The organism is Streptomyces sp. NPDC058464 (genome assembly GCF_042721035.1).
Lineage (GTDB): Bacteria > Actinomycetota > Actinomycetes > Streptomycetales > Streptomycetaceae > Streptomyces.
Genome location: NZ_JBHXMA010000029.1, coordinates 143,543 through 161,164 on the forward strand (window position 1 = coordinate 143,543; position 17,622 = coordinate 161,164).

The 17,622-nt window shown below is 69.9% G+C and carries 9 protein-coding genes and 1 tRNA gene; 9 read left to right on the forward strand and 1 reads right to left on the reverse strand.

Going from position 1 to position 17,622, the window contains the following annotated elements:
• Positions 1 to 125: 125 nt before the first annotated feature.
• The 9 genes from dnaA (at position 126) to ACFWPQ_RS33685 (ending at position 12,990) form a co-directional block, all read left to right on the forward strand.
• Positions 126 to 2,060 (forward strand): chromosomal replication initiator protein DnaA, encoded by a 1,935-nt coding sequence (gene dnaA / locus ACFWPQ_RS33645; RefSeq protein ID WP_384043112.1) that lies wholly within the window; start codon positions 126 to 128, stop codon positions 2,058 to 2,060.
• A gap of 932 nt (positions 2,061 to 2,992) precedes the next feature.
• The gene (gene dnaN, locus ACFWPQ_RS33650; RefSeq protein ID WP_189262851.1) at positions 2,993 to 4,123 is read left to right on the forward strand and encodes a DNA polymerase III subunit beta; all 1,131 of its coding nucleotides are present in this window, start codon (positions 2,993 to 2,995) and stop codon (positions 4,121 to 4,123) included.
• A 211-nt stretch (positions 4,124 to 4,334) separates the two neighbouring features.
• Positions 4,335 to 5,210 carry a phosphogluconate dehydrogenase (NAD(+)-dependent, decarboxylating) gene (gnd, locus tag ACFWPQ_RS33655; protein WP_384043116.1) on the forward strand — a complete coding sequence of 292 codons (876 nt, stop codon included), beginning with the start codon at positions 4,335 to 4,337 and terminating at the stop codon, positions 5,208 to 5,210.
• 60 nt (positions 5,211 to 5,270) lie between these two features.
• Entirely contained in the window at positions 5,271 to 6,392 is a 1,122-nt protein-coding gene (recF, locus tag ACFWPQ_RS33660; RefSeq protein ID WP_384043119.1) for a DNA replication/repair protein RecF, read from the forward strand.
• Positions 6,389 to 6,916: a DUF721 domain-containing protein gene (locus tag ACFWPQ_RS33665; RefSeq protein WP_384043120.1), complete on the forward strand. Its 528-nt coding sequence runs from the start codon at positions 6,389 to 6,391 to the stop codon at positions 6,914 to 6,916. Before recF ends, ACFWPQ_RS33665 begins: the two co-directional genes overlap by 4 nt.
• A 374-nt stretch (positions 6,917 to 7,290) precedes the next feature.
• Positions 7,291 to 9,354: a DNA topoisomerase (ATP-hydrolyzing) subunit B gene (gene gyrB / locus ACFWPQ_RS33670; protein ID WP_384043123.1), complete on the forward strand. Its 2,064-nt coding sequence runs from the start codon at positions 7,291 to 7,293 to the stop codon at positions 9,352 to 9,354.
• 42 nt (positions 9,355 to 9,396) lie between these two features.
• Positions 9,397 to 11,991, forward strand: a complete 2,595-nt coding sequence (gene gyrA, locus ACFWPQ_RS33675) for a DNA gyrase subunit A (RefSeq protein WP_384043126.1) — start codon at positions 9,397 to 9,399, stop codon at positions 11,989 to 11,991.
• Positions 11,992 to 12,010: 19 nt separating this feature from the next.
• Positions 12,011 to 12,802, forward strand: a complete 792-nt coding sequence (locus ACFWPQ_RS33680) for a DUF3566 domain-containing protein (protein ID WP_384043128.1) — start codon at positions 12,011 to 12,013, stop codon at positions 12,800 to 12,802.
• A 111-nt stretch (positions 12,803 to 12,913) separates the two neighbouring features.
• Positions 12,914 to 12,990 (forward strand) — tRNA-Ile (locus ACFWPQ_RS33685).
• 198 nt (positions 12,991 to 13,188) lie between these two features.
• On the opposite strand, the gene ACFWPQ_RS33690 is transcribed toward ACFWPQ_RS33685, so the two are convergent.
• Positions 13,189 to 17,307: an AAA family ATPase gene (locus ACFWPQ_RS33690; protein ID WP_384043131.1), complete on the reverse strand. Its 4,119-nt coding sequence runs from the start codon at positions 17,305 to 17,307 to the stop codon at positions 13,189 to 13,191.
• Positions 17,308 to 17,622 lie beyond the last annotated feature (315 nt).

Consider the following 17,622-nt stretch of genomic DNA (forward strand, 5'->3'; position numbering starts at 1 on the left):
CGCACCCGCCACGCTGACTACCGTGGCTGAACTCCGATTCGTTCCTTTATCCCCGCCCGACCTGATATTCATCCCGACCCGTCCTCGAACCACACGTTCGTGGGACCTGTGAGAGAGCGTGCCCTGTGGCTGACGTACCTGCCGATCTTGCCGCAGTGTGGCCACGAGTACTGGAGCAGCTCCTCGGTGAGGGCCGCGGTCAGGGTGTGGAGGCGAAGGACGAACACTGGATCCGGCGCTGCCAGCCGCTCGCGCTGGTCGCGGACACCGCCCTGCTGGCCGTACCGAACGAATTCGCGAAGAACGTACTGGAGGGCCGTCTCGCACCGATCGTCAGCGAGACCCTGAGCCGTGAGTGCGGGCGGCCGATCCGGATCGCGATCACCGTCGACGAGTCCGCCGGCGAGCCCCCGGCCCCGCCGGCGCCCCCCATGAAGACACAGCGTTACGAGGAGCCCGAGCTCCCGTCGTCGCAGTACGACGGCGGGTACGGCCGGCACCGCGCCGACCAGCTGCCGGACCAGGGCGGCCGCGACCAGCTCCCCACCGCCCGCCCCGCCTACCCCTCCGAGTACCAGCGCCCCGAGCCCGGCGCCTGGCCGCGCCCCGGACAGGACGAGTACGGCTGGCAGCAGCCGCGCCTCGGCTTCCCCGAGCGCGACCCCTACGCCTCGCCGCCCCAGGACCCGTACCGCTCGGACGGTTACGGCGGCCAGGACTCGTACGCCCAGGAGTACCGCCCGCAGCAGCCCCTGGACCGGCCGCCGTACGAGCAGCAGCGCGCGGAGTACGAACCGCCCCGCCCCGACTACGACCGGTCCGACTACGAGCGACCGGAGTACGACAGGTCCGACTACGACCGGAACTCCGGGCGCCGTGAGCTGCCCGAGCCCCCGGGCGGACCGGGCCAGGGGCACCGGGGCGGTCCGGGACGGCCGGACCTTCCGGGTCACCAGGCCATGCCGAGCGCCGGCGGGCCCGGGCCACTCGGCGCGAAGCCCGCGCCGGCCGGCGGCCCCGCTGAGCCGACCGCCCGCCTGAACCCGAAGTACCTCTTCGACACGTTCGTCATCGGCGCGTCCAACCGCTTCGCGCACGCGGCCGCGGTCGCCGTCGCCGAGGCACCCGCCAAGGCCTACAACCCCCTTTTCATCTACGGGGAGTCGGGCCTCGGCAAGACGCACCTGCTGCACGCGATCGGGCACTACGCGCGGAGCCTCTACCCGGGCACGCGCGTGCGGTACGTGAGCTCGGAGGAGTTCACCAACGAGTTCATCAACTCCATCCGCGACGGCAAGGGCGACAGCTTCCGCAAGCGCTACCGCGAGATGGACATCCTGCTCGTCGACGACATCCAGTTCCTCGCGGACAAGGAGTCGACGCAGGAGGAGTTCTTCCACACCTTCAACACGCTCCACAACGCGAACAAGCAGATCGTGCTCTCCAGCGACCGGCCGCCCAAGCAGCTGGTCACGCTGGAGGACCGGCTGCGGAACCGTTTCGAGTGGGGTCTGATCACCGACGTCCAACCGCCGGAGCTGGAGACGCGGATCGCGATCCTCCGCAAGAAGGCCGTGCAGGAGCAGCTGAACGCGCCGCCGGAGGTCCTGGAGTTCATCGCCTCCCGCATCTCGCGCAACATCCGTGAGCTGGAGGGTGCGCTGATCCGGGTGACGGCGTTCGCGTCGCTCAACCGGCAGCCGGTCGATCTCGGGCTGACCGAGATCGTGCTGAAGGACCTGATCCCCGGGGGGCAGGACTCCACGCCGGAGATCAGCGCCACGGCGATCATGGCGGCGACCGCGGACTACTTCGGGCTCACCGTCGAGGACCTGTGCGGCAGCTCGCGCGGCCGGCAGCTGGTCACGGCGCGGCAGATCGCCATGTACCTGTGCCGGGAGCTGACGGACCTCTCGCTGCCGAAGATCGGGGCGCAGTTCGGGAACCGGGACCACACGACCGTGATGCACGCCGACCGGAAGATCCGGGCGCTGATGGCGGAGCGGCGGTCGATCTACAACCAGGTGACGGAGCTGACGAACCGGATCAAGAACGGGTAGCGGTCGGCGGGTCGGCCGACGGTTCTACGGCGCTCAGGGCGCCCTTGGGAGAGATCCCGGGGGCGCCCTTTCGGCGTCCTGGGGTGGTTCGGAGGGGGTCCGGTGCCGGTCGGTGGGGGGAACGGGGTCGCAAGCAAACGTCGCCCGCTGTTCGATTACCTGCCTGGTTACGGCCGTCCTCCACAGATTTGCCGACTTTCTTGCGTCCACACCCTGGGGACTGTGAAGTTGTCCCGAGCTTCGTCCACAGGCTGGGGGTTGAAAGCGCGTCAGGGCAGCTCAGGTGGCTGTGGAATCGTGGACGACGGATCTCCACAGACTGTGGACGAAGAAGAGGTCCACAGACTGTGGATGAAGTTGTCCACCGGTAGCCCACAGGCTGAGGGGCGGTTGTCCCCAGCGATCCCCAGCTTCTCCACACCGCTGTCCACTGTTCGGCAACGCGACGCGCCTCCTCACCGAGTCGAGTGAAAGGCGTCACACGAAGCTGCCAGGTTGGGCTGTGGGAAAGGTGGGTAAAGCTGGGGACGGTGTTGGGGAGAACTCCCCTCGGGCTGTGCATGGCGTGTGCAGAACTTTCTGTTCTCCACAGCGACACCCAGTTGTCCACCGGTGCCACCCACAGGGGCAGTGGACAAAATCTCCGCCCTGAGCTGGGCAAACGAGGTTATCCACGGTATCCACAGCCCCTACTACTACTGACAACTAGAGAGAGCTGGGAATCCGTTTCGAAGAGGGCCCTGTGCACAACTTGCTCTCCGGCCCCTGACCGCGCCTCGTCACGACTTGACCCCGAGAGGCACCAGCTGTCAGTGCGGTGCGTCAGACTGGTCCCCGGTGTTCTTCCCCACCCCGGGGCCGACGACACCGAGACAGACGACGAAGACGCAGCAGGGCGAGAAGCCCCGGCAACAGCAGGAGGCGGGCTTACGGTGAAGATCCGGGTGGAACGCGACGTACTCGCGGAGGCAGTCGCCTGGGCGGCACGCAGCCTCCCGGCCCGTCCGCCGGCGCCGGTCCTCGCCGGCCTGCTCCTGAAGGCCGAGGACGGCCAGCTGAGCCTGTCCAGCTTCGACTACGAGGTCTCCGCGCGGGTCAGCGTCGAGACCGAGGTCGAGGAGGAGGGCACGGTCCTGGTCTCCGGCCGGCTGCTCGCCGACATCTGCCGCGCGCTCCCCAACCGGCCGGTGGAGATTTCCACAGACGGTGTACGGGCGACGGTGGTCTGTGGATCGTCCCGGTTCACGCTGCACACCCTGCCGGTGGAGGAGTACCCGTCCCTGCCGCAGATGCCGAACGCGACGGGCACGGTCCCCGGCGAGGTCTTCGCCTCCGCCGTGTCCCAGGTGGCCATCGCCGCCGGGCGTGACGACACGCTGCCGGTGCTGACCGGTGTGCGCATCGAGATCGAGGGCGACACGGTCACCCTGGCCTCCACCGACCGCTACCGCTTCGCGGTCCGCGAGTTCCTGTGGAAGCCGGAGAACCCGGAGGCCTCCGCCGTCGCCCTGGTGCCCGCCAAGACGCTCCTGGACACCGCCAAGGCCCTCACGAGCGGCGACAGCGTCATCCTGGCCCTCTCCGGCTCCGGCGCGGGCGAGGGGCTCATCGGTTTCGAGGGCGCGGGCCGGCGGACGACCACGCGGCTGCTCGAAGGCGACCTGCCGAAGTACCGCACGCTCTTCCCGACCGAGTTCAACTCCGTCGCGGTGATCGAGACCGCCCCCTTCGTGGAGGCCGTCAAGCGTGTGGCCCTGGTCGCCGAGCGGAACACCCCGGTGCGGCTCAGCTTCGAGCAGGGCGTGCTGATCCTGGAGGCCGGTTCCAGCGACGACGCACAGGCTGTGGAAAGGGTCGACGCGCAGCTGGAGGGCGACGACATCTCGATCGCCTTCAACCCGACGTTCCTGCTGGACGGCCTGAGCGCGATCGACTCGCCGGTGGCCCAGCTGTCGTTCACGACGTCCACCAAGCCGGCGCTGCTGAGCGGCAAGCCCGCGGTGGATGCCGAGGCGGACGAGGCGTACAAGTACCTGATCATGCCGGTGCGGCTGAGCGGCTGAGTCCATCCACGGCGGTCCGCAGCTGTCCATAGCTGTGCACGGTGCCGGGTGTCCCCTGTGGGTATCCGGCACCGGGGCCCGATGCCGGGGGCCGGTGGGTTTCCCCAGGTGAGCGGCTATGCCCACAACTGTGCACAAAGGGTCGCGATTAGGCTCGGACGCGGGCACGAACGTGCCTCTCCTGCCACACCGCAACCTAAGGAACCAACTGATGGAGCTCGGTCTCGTCGGCCTCGGCAAGATGGGCGGCAACATGCGCGAGCGGATCCGCCGCGCCGGCCACACCGTCGTCGGATACGACCGCAACCCGGACCTCGCCGACGTCCACAGCCTGGAAGAGCTTGTGGGCAAGCTCAGCGGGCCGCGCGTGGTGTGGGTGATGGTCCCGGCCGGGGCGCCGACCCAGTCCACGATCGACGAGCTGGCCGAGCTCCTGGAGCCCGGCGACGTGGTCGTCGACGGCGGCAACTCCCGCTGGACGGACGACGAGCGGCACGCCGAGGAGCTGGCCGCCAAGGGCATCGGCTTCGTCGACTGCGGGGTCTCCGGCGGCGTCTGGGGCCTGGAGAACGGCTACGCGCTGATGTACGGCGGCGACGCCGAGCACGTCGAGAAGGTCCGGCCGGTCTTCGACGCGCTGAAGCCCGAGGGCGACTTCGGTTCGGTGCACGCCGGCAAGGTCGGCGCGGGCCACTTCGCGAAGATGGTCCACAACGGCATCGAGTACGCGATGATGCAGGCCTACGCTGAGGGCTGGGAGCTCCTTGAGAAGGTCGATTCCGTCACGGACGTGCGCGAGGTCTTCCGCTCCTGGCAGGAAGGGACGGTCATCCGTTCCTGGCTGCTCGACCTCGCGGTGAACGCCCTAGACGGGGACGAGCACCTGGACAGGCTGAAGGGTTGTGCACAGGACTCGGGCGAGGGCCGGTGGACTGTGGAGGCCGCGATAGACAACGCGGTGCCGCTGCCCGCGATCACCGCCTCGCTGTTCGCGCGGTTCGCCTCCCGGCAGGAGGACTCGCCGCAGATGAAGATGATCGCCGCGCTGCGCAACCAGTTCGGCGGCCACGCCGTCGAGGCGAAGTAGCAGAGCAAAAGCAAAAAGAACGACGAAGTAGCAGGTCACGGGGAGGTCGGCGAAACACCCATGCACGTCACGCATCTGTCGCTGGCCGACTTCCGCTCCTACGCCCGGGTCGAGGTCCCGCTCGACCCGGGCGTCACCGCCTTCGTCGGCCCCAACGGCCAGGGCAAGACCAACCTCGTCGAGGCCGTCGGCTATCTCGCCACCCTCGGCAGCCACCGGGTGGCGACCGACGCCCCGCTGGTCCGTATGGGCGCCGACCGGGCGGTCATCCGGGCGCAGGTCCGGCAGGGCGACCGGCAGCAGCTGATCGAGCTCGAGCTCACCCCCGGCAAGGCCAACCGCGCCCGCATCAACAGGTCCTCGCAGGTCAGACCGCGTGACGTGCTGGGGATCGTACGGACCGTGCTGTTCGCGCCCGAGGACCTCGCCCTGGTGAAGGGCGATCCCGGCGAGCGGCGCCGCTTCCTGGACGAGCTCATCACCGCGCGGTCGCCACGGATGGCCGGCGTGCGGTCCGACTACGAGCGGGTGCTGAAGCAGCGGAACACCCTGCTGAAGACCGCGGCCCTGGCCCGGCGGCACGGCGGCCGCTCCATGGACCTGTCCACCCTCGACGTGTGGGACCAGCACCTCGCGCGCGTGGGCGCCGAGCTGCTCGCCCAGCGGCTGGACCTGGTCGCCGCGATCCAGCCCCTCGCGGACAAGGCGTACGAGCAGCTGGCGCCGGGCGGCGGACCCGTCGCGCTGGAGTACAAGCCGTCGGCGCCCGGTGAGGCCCAGACGCGCGAGGACCTGTACACCCAGCTGATGGCGGCCCTGGCGGACGCCCGCAAGCAGGAGATCGAGCGGGGCGTGACACTGGTCGGCCCGCACCGCGACGACCTGCTGCTCAAGCTGGGGCAGCTGCCCGCGAAGGGGTACGCCTCGCACGGCGAGTCCTGGTCGTACGCGCTGGCGCTGCGCCTCGCCTCGTACGACCTGCTGCGCGCCGAGGGGAACGAGCCGGTGCTGGTGCTCGACGACGTGTTCGCCGAGCTGGACGCCCGGCGCCGGGAGCGGCTGGCGGAGCTGGTCGCGCCCGGGGAGCAGGTGCTGGTCACCGCCGCGGTGGACGACGACGTACCGCACGTCCTGGCCGGTGCGCGGTACGCGGTGGCCGACGGGACGGTGGAGCGCGCATGACGACCGACGGACCCGCGCCCAAGGACGAGCCCTCCGGTGTCGACCTCGCGCGCGTGGCGCTCAGGGCGGCCAAGGAGGCGGCACGCGCGCGTGGCGACGCGGCGCAGCAGAAGAAGCAGGCGCGGCGCGGCGGCCTGCGCTCCGGCGCGCGCGCCGACGGCCGCGATCCCATGGCGCTGGGTTCCGCGATCAACCGGCTGATCACCGAGCGCGGCTGGGAGACACCGGCCGCCGTGGGCGGGGTGATGGGCCGCTGGCCGGAGATCGTCGGCGAGGATCTGGCCAACCACTGTGTGCCGCAGCGCTACGACGAGGACGAGCGCGTGCTGGTCGTGCAGTGCGACTCGACGGCCTGGGCGACCCAGCTGCGCCATCTGGCCCCCGCGCTGGTCGCCCGCCTGAACGCGGACCTGGGGCACGGCTCCGTACGCATGATCAAGGTGCTCAATCCGGGCGGTCCGCCCCGGCGCTACGGCCCGTTGCGCGCCCCCGGGAGCACCGGCCCCGGCGATACCTACGGGTGACTTACGTCACGCCATGAGCCGGGTGCGGAGCCGTCGTACGGCCGCCCCGGCTGGTCTGCGTACCACCGCACGCGGTTGCGAATCGCGACCTGACCCCGGAGTAGCCAAGGGTTGACAGCCGGAAGCGCTGAGTGCCTCCGTGAGCCTCTTGGAGCCCCCATCCACATATCGGGAGTCGGCGGAGGCCGGTTCAGGGCGGCACATGCGGACTCAGGTACCGGCAAACCCCCATCACTGTCGGCGCTACCGGTAGACTGGAAGACAATCCCGCCCCGAACGTGGGGACCGCCCGGGAAAAGCTGAGCAACGCTGATCAAGGCTTACCAACGCAACATGCCGCAGCCGCTCCGGCAACCCGCCGACGAGCCTGGCTCGTGCTGTGCCAGAAAGGGCGCTTCGTGGCCGATTCCGGCAACCCCAACGAGAACATCCCGTCCACCGACGCCGGCGCGAACGGTGAGGTCACCGCCTCTTACGACGCCAGCGCCATCACCGTCCTCGAAGGGCTGGACGCGGTCCGCAAGCGACCCGGTATGTACATCGGCTCCACCGGCGAGCGCGGTCTGCACCACCTTGTGTACGAGGTCGTGGACAACTCCGTCGACGAGGCTCTGGCGGGCCACGCGGACACCATCGACGTGACGATCCTGGCCGACGGCGGCGTGCGTGTCGTCGACAACGGCCGTGGCATCCCCGTCGGCATCGTGCCCTCCGAGGGCAAGCCGGCCGTCGAGGTCGTTCTGACCGTGCTGCACGCGGGCGGCAAGTTCGGCGGCGGGGGCTACGCGGTCTCCGGCGGTCTGCACGGTGTCGGCGTCTCCGTCGTGAACGCGCTGTCGTCCCGGGTCTCGGTCGAGGTGAGGACCGACGGCGCCCGCTGGACGCAGGACTACAAGCTGGGCGTTCCGACGGCTCCGCTGGCCAAGCACGAGGAGACCGACGAGACCGGTACCTCGGTCACGTTCTGGGCGGACCCGGACATCTTCGAGACCACCGAGTACTCCTTCGAGACGCTGTCGCGGCGCTTCCAGGAGATGGCGTTCCTCAACAAGGGCCTGACGATCAAGCTCACCGACGAGCGCGAGTCGGCGAAGGCGGTGGCCGGGGCGGACGAGGCCGGCGCCGACGAGAAGGCCGAGGTCAAGACCGTCACGTACCACTACGAGGGCGGCATCGTCGACTTCGTGAAGTACCTCAACTCCCGCAAGGGCGACGTGGTGCACCCGACGGTGATCGACCTGGAGGCCGAGGACAAGGACAAGAGCCTGTCCCTCGAGGTCGCCATGCAGTGGAACAGCGGCTACAGCGAGGGTGTGTACTCGTTCGCCAACATCATCCACACGCACGAGGGCGGCACCCACGAGGAGGGCTTCCGCGCGGCGCTCACCTCGCTGATCAACAAGTACGCGCGCGACAAGAAGCTGCTCCGCGAGAAGGACGACAACCTCACCGGTGACGACATCCGCGAGGGTCTGACCGCGATCATCTCGGTCAAGCTGAGCGAGCCGCAGTTCGAGGGCCAGACGAAGACCAAGCTGGGCAACACGGAGGCCAAGACCTTCGTGCAGAAGGCGGTCTACGAGCACCTGAACGACTGGCTGGACCGCAACCCGGTCGAGGCCGCGGACATCATCCGCAAGGGCATCCAGGCGGCCACCGCGCGCGTGGCGGCCCGCAAGGCCCGGGATCTGACCCGGCGCAAGGGTCTCCTTGAGTCGGCGTCCCTGCCGGGCAAGCTCTCCGACTGCCAGTCGAACGACCCCACCAAGTGCGAGATCTTCATCGTCGAGGGTGACTCCGCCGGCGGCTCGGCCAAGTCCGGCCGCAACCCGCAGTACCAGGCGATCCTCCCGATCCGCGGCAAGATCCTCAACGTCGAGAAGGCGCGGATCGACAAGATCCTGCAGAACCAGGAGATCCAGGCGCTGATCTCCGCCTTCGGCACGGGTGTGCACGAGGACTTCGACATCGAGAAGCTCCGCTATCACAAGATCATCCTGATGGCGGACGCCGACGTCGACGGCCAGCACATCTCCACCCTGCTGCTGACCTTCCTGTTCCGCTTCATGCGGCCGCTGGTCGAGGCCGGGCACGTGTACCTCTCCCGCCCGCCGCTCTACAAGATCAAGTGGGGCCGGGACGACACGGAGTACGCGTACTCGGACCGCGAGCGCGACGCGCTCATCGAGATGGGGCGCCAGCGCGGCAAGCGGGTCCGCGAGGACTCGATCCAGCGCTTCAAGGGTCTCGGCGAGATGAACGCCGAGGAACTGCGCATCACCACGATGGACCAGGAGCACCGGGTCCTCGGCCAGGTCACCCTGGACGACGCGGCCCAGGCCGACGACCTGTTCTCGGTCCTGATGGGCGAGGACGTCGAGGCCCGTCGCGCGTTCATCCAGCGCAACGCCAAGGACGTCCGCTTCCTCGACATCTGAGTCGGTCTCAGCTGACCGCACCAGGAAGGATCTTGACCAGCCATGACCGACGAGAACACTCCCGCCACCCCTGAACAGGGCGGCGAACTCGTGATGCGCGTCGAGCCCGTCGGGCTCGAGACGGAGATGCAGCGCTCGTACCTCGACTACGCGATGTCCGTCATCGTGTCCCGTGCGCTGCCCGACGTCCGCGACGGCCTCAAGCCCGTGCACCGCCGCGTCCTGTACGCGATGTACGACGGCGGCTACCGCCCCGAGCGCGGCTTCTACAAGTGCGCCCGTGTCGTCGGCGACGTCATGGGCAACTACCACCCGCACGGCGACTCCTCCATCTACGACGCCCTGGTGCGCCTCGCCCAGCCGTGGTCGATGCGGATGCCGCTGGTGGACTCCAACGGCAACTTCGGCTCCCCGGGCAATGACCCGGCGGCCGCCATGCGGTACACCGAGTGCAAGCTGGCGCCGCTGTCGATGGAGATGGTCCGCGACATCGACGAGGAGACCGTCGACTTCACGGACAACTACGACGGCCGCTCCCAGGAGCCGACCGTCCTGCCGGCCCGCTTCCCGAACCTGCTGATCAACGGCTCCGCCGGTATCGCGGTCGGCATGGCGACCAACATCCCGCCGCACAACCTGCGCGAGGTGGCCTCCGGTGCCCAGTGGTACCTGGAGAACCCGGACGCCTCGCACGAGGAGCTCCTGGACGCGCTGATCGAGCGCATCAAGGGCCCCGACTTCCCGACCGGCGCCCTGGTCGTCGGCCGCAAGGGCATCGAGGAGGCCTACCGCACGGGGCGCGGCTCGATCACCATGCGCGCGGTCGTCGAGGTCGAGGAGATCCAGAACCGCCAGTGCCTGGTGGTCACGGAGCTGCCGTACCAGACCAACCCCGACAACCTCGCGCAGAAGATCGCCGACCTGGTGAAGGACGGCAAGGTCGGCGGCATCGCCGACGTCCGCGACGAGACCTCCTCGCGCACCGGCCAGCGGCTGGTCATCGTGTTGAAGCGGGACGCGGTCGCCAAGGTCGTCCTGAACAACCTCTACAAGCACACGGACCTGCAGTCGAACTTCGGCGCCAACATGCTGGCCCTGGTCGACGGCGTCCCGCGCACCCTCTCGCTCGACGCGTTCATCCGGCACTGGGTGACGCACCAGATCGAGGTCATCGTCCGCCGGACGCGCTTCCGGCTGCGCAAGGCCGAGGAGCGGGCGCACATCCTGCGCGGCCTGCTGAAGGCGCTGGACGCGATCGACGAGGTCATCGCGCTGATCCGGGCCAGTGACACGGTCGAGATCGCGCGCACGGGCCTGATGGACCTCCTGGAGATCGACGAGATCCAGGCCAACGCCATCCTCGAGATGCAGCTGCGGCGACTGGCCGCCCTGGAGCGCCAGAAGATCATCCAGGAGCACGACGAACTCCAGGCGAAGATCACCGAGTACAACGAGATCCTCGCCTCGCCGGTCCGGCAGCGCGGCATCGTCAGCGCCGAGCTCGCCGCGATCGTGGAGAAGTTCGGCGACGACCGCAAGACCATGCTGGTGCCCTACGACGGTGACATGTCCATCGAGGACCTGATCGCCGAGGAGGACATCGTCGTCACCGTCTCGCGCGGCGGCTACGTCAAGCGGACCAAGACCGTCGACTACCGGGCGCAGAAGCGCGGCGGCAAGGGCGTGCGCGGTACGAAGCTCAAGGAAGACGACATCGTCGACCACTTCTTCGTCTCGACCACGCACCACTGGCTGCTGTTCTTCACGAACAAGGGCCGGGTGTACCGGGCGAAGGCGTACGAGCTGCCGGACGCCGGCCGGGACGCGCGCGGTCAGCACGTGGCGAACCTGCTGGCCTTCCAGCCGGACGAGGCGATCGCCGAGATCCTCGCGATCCGGGACTACGACGCGGCGGACTACCTGGTGCTGGCCACCAAGGCCGGTCTGGTCAAGAAGACGCCTCTGAAGGATTACGATTCGCCCCGCTCCGGCGGCGTCATCGCGATCAACCTGCGGGAGCGCGAGGACGGTTCCGACGACGAACTGATCGGTGCGGAGCTGGTTTCGGCGGACGATGATCTGCTTCTGATCAGCAAGAAGGCACAGTCGATCCGGTTCACCGCCTCCGACGACACGCTGCGCCCCATGGGCCGGGCCACCTCGGGTGTCAAGGGCATGAGTTTCCGCGCGGACGATGAACTTCTGTCGATGAATGTTGTTCGACCCGGTACGTTCGTGTTCACTGCCACCGACGGGGGGTACGCGAAGCGGACCCGTGTCGACGAGTACCGCGTCCAGGGCCGCGGCGGCCTCGGCATCAAGGCCGCCAAGATCGTGGAGGACCGTGGTTCGCTGGTCGGCGCGCTGATCGTCGAGGAGAACGACGAGATCCTCGCCATCACCCTGTCCGGCGGTGTGATTCGCACGCGAGTCAGCGGGGTCAGGGAGACGGGCCGTGACACCATGGGCGTCCAACTGATCAACCTGGGCAAGCGCGATGCCGTCGTCGGCATCGCACGTAACGCCGAGGCCGGCAGCGAGGCGGAGGAAGTCGACGGCGAGGACGCCGTGGACGAGACCGCCGAGGGTGTCGAGACCAGCGGTACGGACGAGGGTGAGGCGCCCTCGGCCGAGTAGGCACGAGGAGAGAGTCATCGTGAGCGGAGCCACGGGCGCCGGATCGGCCGGTACCTCGACGGGTACGGAGGCGGACGGCGGCGGCCGTGGCTCCGCCGCGTCCGACGGGGGCGGTGCGCCGCAGCAGGCGGACACGCACACGACCCAGCTCAAGGCGATCAAGGCGCCCGCCAAGGCGCCCGCGCCGGACGCCCAGGGATCGCAGGGGGGATCCGTGACCGACACCCGAGGGCAGGCCGCGCCGGGCGACCGGCCGGCGCCCGCCCAGCCGCAGCAGCAGGGCACGTCCCCGCTGCCCGGGGAGCGGCGTACCGAGCAGCCCGCCGGTCCCTACCACCCGCCGCAGGCCTACCCGGCGGCGCAGCCCGCACAGCCCGCACAGGCGCCCGCGGGGGCCGTACGACGGCCGCGCCCCGGCGCCGGTACGCGCACCGCCCCGCGCACCCGCAAGGCCCGGCTGCGGGTCGCCAAGGCCGACCCCTGGTCGGTGATGAAGGTCAGCTTCCTGCTCTCCATCGCGCTGGGCATCTGCTCGATCGTGGCGGCGGCGGTGCTGTGGATGGTCCTGGACGCGATGGGCGTGTTCTCGACGGTCGGCGGCACGATCTCGGAGGCGACCGGCTCGAACGAGTCGAACGGCTTCGACCTCCAGTCGTTCCTCTCCCTCCCGCACGTCCTGACGTTCACGGCGATCATCGCGGTCATCGACGTCGTCCTCGCGACGGCGCTGGCGACCCTCGGCGCGTTCATCTACAACCTCTCCGCGGGCTTCGTCGGCGGCATCGAGCTGACCTTGGCCGAGGACGAGTAACCGGAGTTCAAACCTCTCCTGACGCTCCCCCGACAACCGATTTTGGGACTGCCCCGGTCGTGCGCTAATCTTCAGGAGTCAGCGCGCGGGACACACACCGCAGAGCGCGGCGGGGCTATAGCTCAGTTGGTTAGAGCGCATCCCTGATAAGGATGAGGCCACAGGTTCAAATCCTGTTAGCCCCACCAGCACGAAGGCCCCCGGTCCGGATGGATCGGGGGCCTTCGGCGTTTCCGGAGCCGGTCAGGGCATGAAAAGGCCCGATCGCTGGCGACGGGGGATGCACCAGCGACCGGGCTGCGACCAGCCTAACAAGGCGGCCTGTGCGGTGGGAGTCAACTTCTCGGCCGTCATGAGCAGTTGTGATCGGGATCACTCAAAGGTGGTCAGGTGTCGCAGGGTGGGTCGTAGGTGAGGCGGGGGAGGTACTCGCGCCACTTGGCGGGCGTCAGGACGTCGCGGGTGACCGCGCAGATACGGGTGACCGCCTGGTCGACGTCCAGGCTCCACAGCCGGACCGTGTCGGCGCCGCTGGAGACGCCCAGCATGTTGCTCCGCGGGCTGAAGGAGAGGAAGTTGCCCGTCTTGGCGTTGGGACTCATGGACTGCCCGATGGGGTGGGCCGAGGACGGGGACGACACGTTCCAGAGGCGGACCGTGTTGTCGTTGCCGCCGCTGGCCAGGGTCCTGCCGTCCCGGCTGAAGGTCAGGGAGACGACCGCCTCGGTGTGGCCGGTGAGGGCCGAGCCGAGGCGGGTCGCGCGGCCGGGGTCGGAGACGTTCCAGAGGCGGACCGTGTCGTCGTCGCTGCCGCTGGCCAGGGTGCGCCCGTCCGGGCTGTAGGCGAGGGTGTTGACGGGGCCCAGGTGGCCCTTGAGGGGGCTGCCCAGGAGCCTGGCACGGGTCCGGTCGGAGACGTTCCAGAGGCGGACGGTGCCGTCCGCGCTGCCGCTGGCCAGGGTCCTGCCGTCGGGGCTGAAGACGAGCGCGTTGACGTAACCGGTGTGGCCCTTGAGGAGCTCGCCGAGGCGCTTGGGGTGCGCCGGGTCGCTGATGTCCAGGAGCTGGACCGTGCGGTCGTCGTAGTCGGCGGCCACGGTGCGCCCGTCGGGGCTCAGCGCCAGCGCCTCGGAGCCCGCGTACCGGGTGTTCAACCGGACCGGCGCACCGTACTGGGCGGGGTGCGCGGGGTCGGAGACGTTCCACAGCTGCACCCAGCTGAGGTTGTCCTCGCTGGTCAGGATGATCAGGGTGCGGCCGTCCCGGGTGAACACCATCGAGCGCAGGTCCCGCGACCCGGTCGTGAACGGTTCGCCGAGCGCGGTGGGCCGGGCCGGGTTCGTGATGTCGAACAGCCGCATCCTGCTGTCCCCGCCGCCGGTGGCCAGGACGCGTCCGTCCGGGCTGAACGCCCCCGCCGCGCCGATCATGTCCGAACCCGGGATCGACCACAGCCGCACCTTGCCGTCACCGCTGCCGGTGGCGAGGGTCCGCCCGTCGGGGCTCCAGCCGACGGCGTACATCTCACCGCTGCTGCCCGCGAGCGGCTCGCCCACCTGGGAGGGGAAGGCCGGGTTGTCCACGTTCCACAGGCTGGCCGTGGAGTCCGCGCTGCCCGCGGCGAGCATGGAACCGTCGGGGCTGAAGGCCACCGACCAGACGGGCCCGGTATGGCCGGTGAGCGGCGCACCGAGGGCCTTGGGGTGTGTCCGGTCCGAGACGTCCCACAGCCGTACGGTGTCGTCCTTGCTGCCGCTGGCGAGGGTGCGGCCGTCCGGGCTGAAGGCCACCGAGTGCACGGTCGCGGTGTGCCCGGTCAGCGGGGTGCCGACGCGCTCGGGGCGCCGCGGGTCGGAGACGTCGTACAGGAGGATCGCGTTGTCGTCGCTGCCGGCCGCCAGGGTGCGGCCGTCGGGGCTGAACGCGATGGAGCGTACGGCCTCGGTGTGGCCGGTGAGGGTGCCCAGTGAGGCGGGGTGACGAGGGTCGTGCACGTCCCACAGGCGGACGGTGTGGTCCTCGTCGGCGGTGGCCAGGGTACGGCCGTCCGGGCTGAAGGCGACCAGGTAGACGGTGCCGTCGCGGCCGGCCAGCGGGGAACCCAGGGAGGTGGGGTGCTTCGGGTCGGAGACGTCCCACAGCCGTACGGTGCCGTCGTCCCCGGCGCTGGCCAGGGTCTTGCCGTCCGGGCTGAAGACCGCGCTGGAGACCCAGCTCGTGTGGCCGAGCAGGGGCTTGCCGAGGGCCTTCGGCCGGGTCGGGTCGCTCACGTCCCACAGCCGGACCGTGCGGTCGTAGGCGGCGGTGGCCAGGACCTTGCCGTCGGGGCTGAAGGTGGTGAGGTAGACGGCGCCGGTGTGGCCGAGCAGCGGGGTGGCCAGCGGGGCGTTGACGATGGATATCAGGCGGTTGTTGGCGCCCTCGTCGTCCGGGCGCAGGTCGTGGGCGACCAGGTCGAGCTGGGCGGACAGCGAGGGGTCCGAGTACTGGAAGCGGTCGGCCTCCGCGACCACCTGCTCGAACACCGCGTCGTCCCGCTGCTGCCGGGCGATCACGGCGGAACCGGCGGCCAGTACCGCGAGCACGACCAGCGCCGACACGGCGGCCCGGCTGAGCCACACCGTGCGCCGGCGCAGCCGTACCGAGGCCGCCAGGAACTCCACCGCGCTGCGGGTCAGGTAGGTGTCGCCGGCCGACTTCGCCCAGGTGTGGGCCTGTTCGAGCCGTGAACCGCGGTAGAGCAGGGAGGAGTCGTGACTCGACTCCTCCCAGGCCCGGCCGTCCTCCTCCAGGCGCTGCCGCAGCAGATTGCCGTTGCGGTCCTCGTCGAGCCACTCGCGCAGCCGGGGCCAGGCGTGCAGCAACGCCTCGTGGGTGATCTCCACGGTGTCGGCGTCGAGAGTCACCAGCCGGGCCCGGACCAGGGCTTCGAGTGACTCCTCCGTCTTGTTCGGGTCGGTGGACTCCGCGGCCAGCTGGCGCCGGGTGCCGCGTCTGCGGGTCGCCTGGGTGTCCTCGCCGAGCCGCACCAGGCGGAGCAGGAGCAGCCGGGCGGCGGTGCGGGCGGCCGGGTCCAGGCTGGACCAGGCGCGTTCCGCGGTCGCGGCGACGGCGCCCTGGATGCCGCCGGCGGCCCGGTAGCCGGCCAGCGTCAGCCGGCCCGCCTTGCGGCGCTGCCAGGTGGCGAGCAGGGCGTGGGAGAGGAGCGGGAGCACACCGGCGTCATGGGCGCCCCGCGGGCCGTCCGCGCTCACCTCCCGGACGATCAGCTCGGCGAGACCGGGTTCCAGCTCCAGGCCCACGGCCTTGGCGGGAGCGGTCACCGCCTCACGCAGCTCGGCGGTGGTCAGCGGGCCGAGCACCATGTGCCGATGCTGGAGCGCGTCGGCCAGCTCCGGGTAGCCGAGGCACTGCTCGTAGAAGTCGGCACGGATACCGAGGACGACCAGGGCGGGGGCCCGTTCGCCGGCGGCGGGGGTGCTGGCCGCGTGCAGGAACTGGACGAAGATACGCCGGTCCGCCTCGTCGGCGCAGAGGGTGAAGGTCTCCTCGAACTGGTCGACGATGAGGACCGGACGGGCGGCTGGATCGTGCTCTGAGGGTCGCCATGTTTCACGTGAAACATCGACGGCCTCGGATTTGACTGCCTCGGATTTGACTGCCTCGGATTTGACGGCCTTGGATTTGACGGCCTTGGACTCGCGGCGGGTCCAGGCCGTGACCGCTTGTCGTACGGCGTCCGGATCGTCGGGGCCTGCCAGTTCGGCCAGTTCGGGTATGCGGCGGATCAGCTCCTTCACGGGGTCCGCACCCGGGACGAGTTGAAGGACGTGGTGCGGGACGTGGTCCGGGCGGCCCTCAGCGCCGGCCAGGGCGCCGCTCTGCAGCGCGGTGACCAGTCCGGCGTTCAGCAGCGAGGACTTTCCCGCACCCGACGCGCCGACCAGCATCACCAGACCGCCGTCCGCCTCCGCGGAACGGAGCTGGGCGACCAGCGCGTCGGTGCTGCGCTCCCGGCCGAAGAACCAGCGGGCGTCCTCACGGCGGTAGGAGGCCAGACCCCGGTACGGGCAGACGCTGTCGACCGGCGGCGGCTGGTCCGTCTCCTCGGCCGCCTCCGGTGCGGACAGCTCGCCGACAGGATCGGCCAGAGCCCGCTCCCACAGCTTCTGCCACTGGGTCATGTCGTAGAGCCCGCTGGACACCGGCGTCGGCTGGGCGCGGCGAGCCTGCGGGATCAGGACCTGCAGGACGGCGGAGAGGGCGACGAACTGGGCGGGCACGTTCTTCGCGCGCCGCCAGTCGCTGATCCGCTGCGCGGAGACCCGCACCGGCCGGCCTCGCTCGTCGACGCGATGAAGCCGGTCGACCGCTTCGGCGACGCGTTTGAGCGGAGGATTACCGGCCTCCTTGTACAGCAACGCGAGACGTTCCGCGAAGGCTGTGCGTGCCCCTGCGTCGGGACCCAAGGCTCTCCACCCCTTACTTCCCCCGCTGCTGGCCATCCGGACCGGAAAACCCACTTTATACGGCTGACCTGCGGCGAAGCCCCGGACCGGACGTCCTGCCCTCCTCAGACGGGCCCCTCGGCTGGCAGGATTTCGCCGCAGCAACGCGGTGATCGGGCGTCGCCCCGACCGGCCGACCAGCTCAGCATTCGCAGAGGCAGCTCACGGCACCGCACGTTCTCGGTCACCTTCGACCGGCGGCCTTCCGCCGGAGTGGCCGTGCGACACGAGCTGCTCCCGCGCTGAACGAGGCATCCGGTCCCAGTGCGCGGTCCGACACCACCCGCGCCGTTCGGCACCGGTCCCCACGTG

Excerpts from the sequence above, each read along its gene's own strand:
- gnd (WP_384043116.1), top strand. The coding sequence starts at position 4,335 with ATGGAGCTCGGTCTCGTCGGCCTCGGCAAGATGGGCGGCAACATGCGC.
- recF (WP_384043119.1), top strand. The coding sequence starts at position 5,271 with ATGCACGTCACGCATCTGTCGCTGGCCGACTTCCGCTCCTACGCCCGG.
- ACFWPQ_RS33665 (WP_384043120.1), top strand. The coding sequence starts at position 6,389 with ATGACGACCGACGGACCCGCGCCCAAGGACGAGCCCTCCGGTGTCGAC.
- gyrA (WP_384043126.1), top strand. The coding sequence starts at position 9,397 with ATGACCGACGAGAACACTCCCGCCACCCCTGAACAGGGCGGCGAACTC.
- ACFWPQ_RS33690 (WP_384043131.1), bottom strand. The coding sequence starts at position 17,307 with ATGGCCAGCAGCGGGGGAAGTAAGGGGTGGAGAGCCTTGGGTCCCGAC.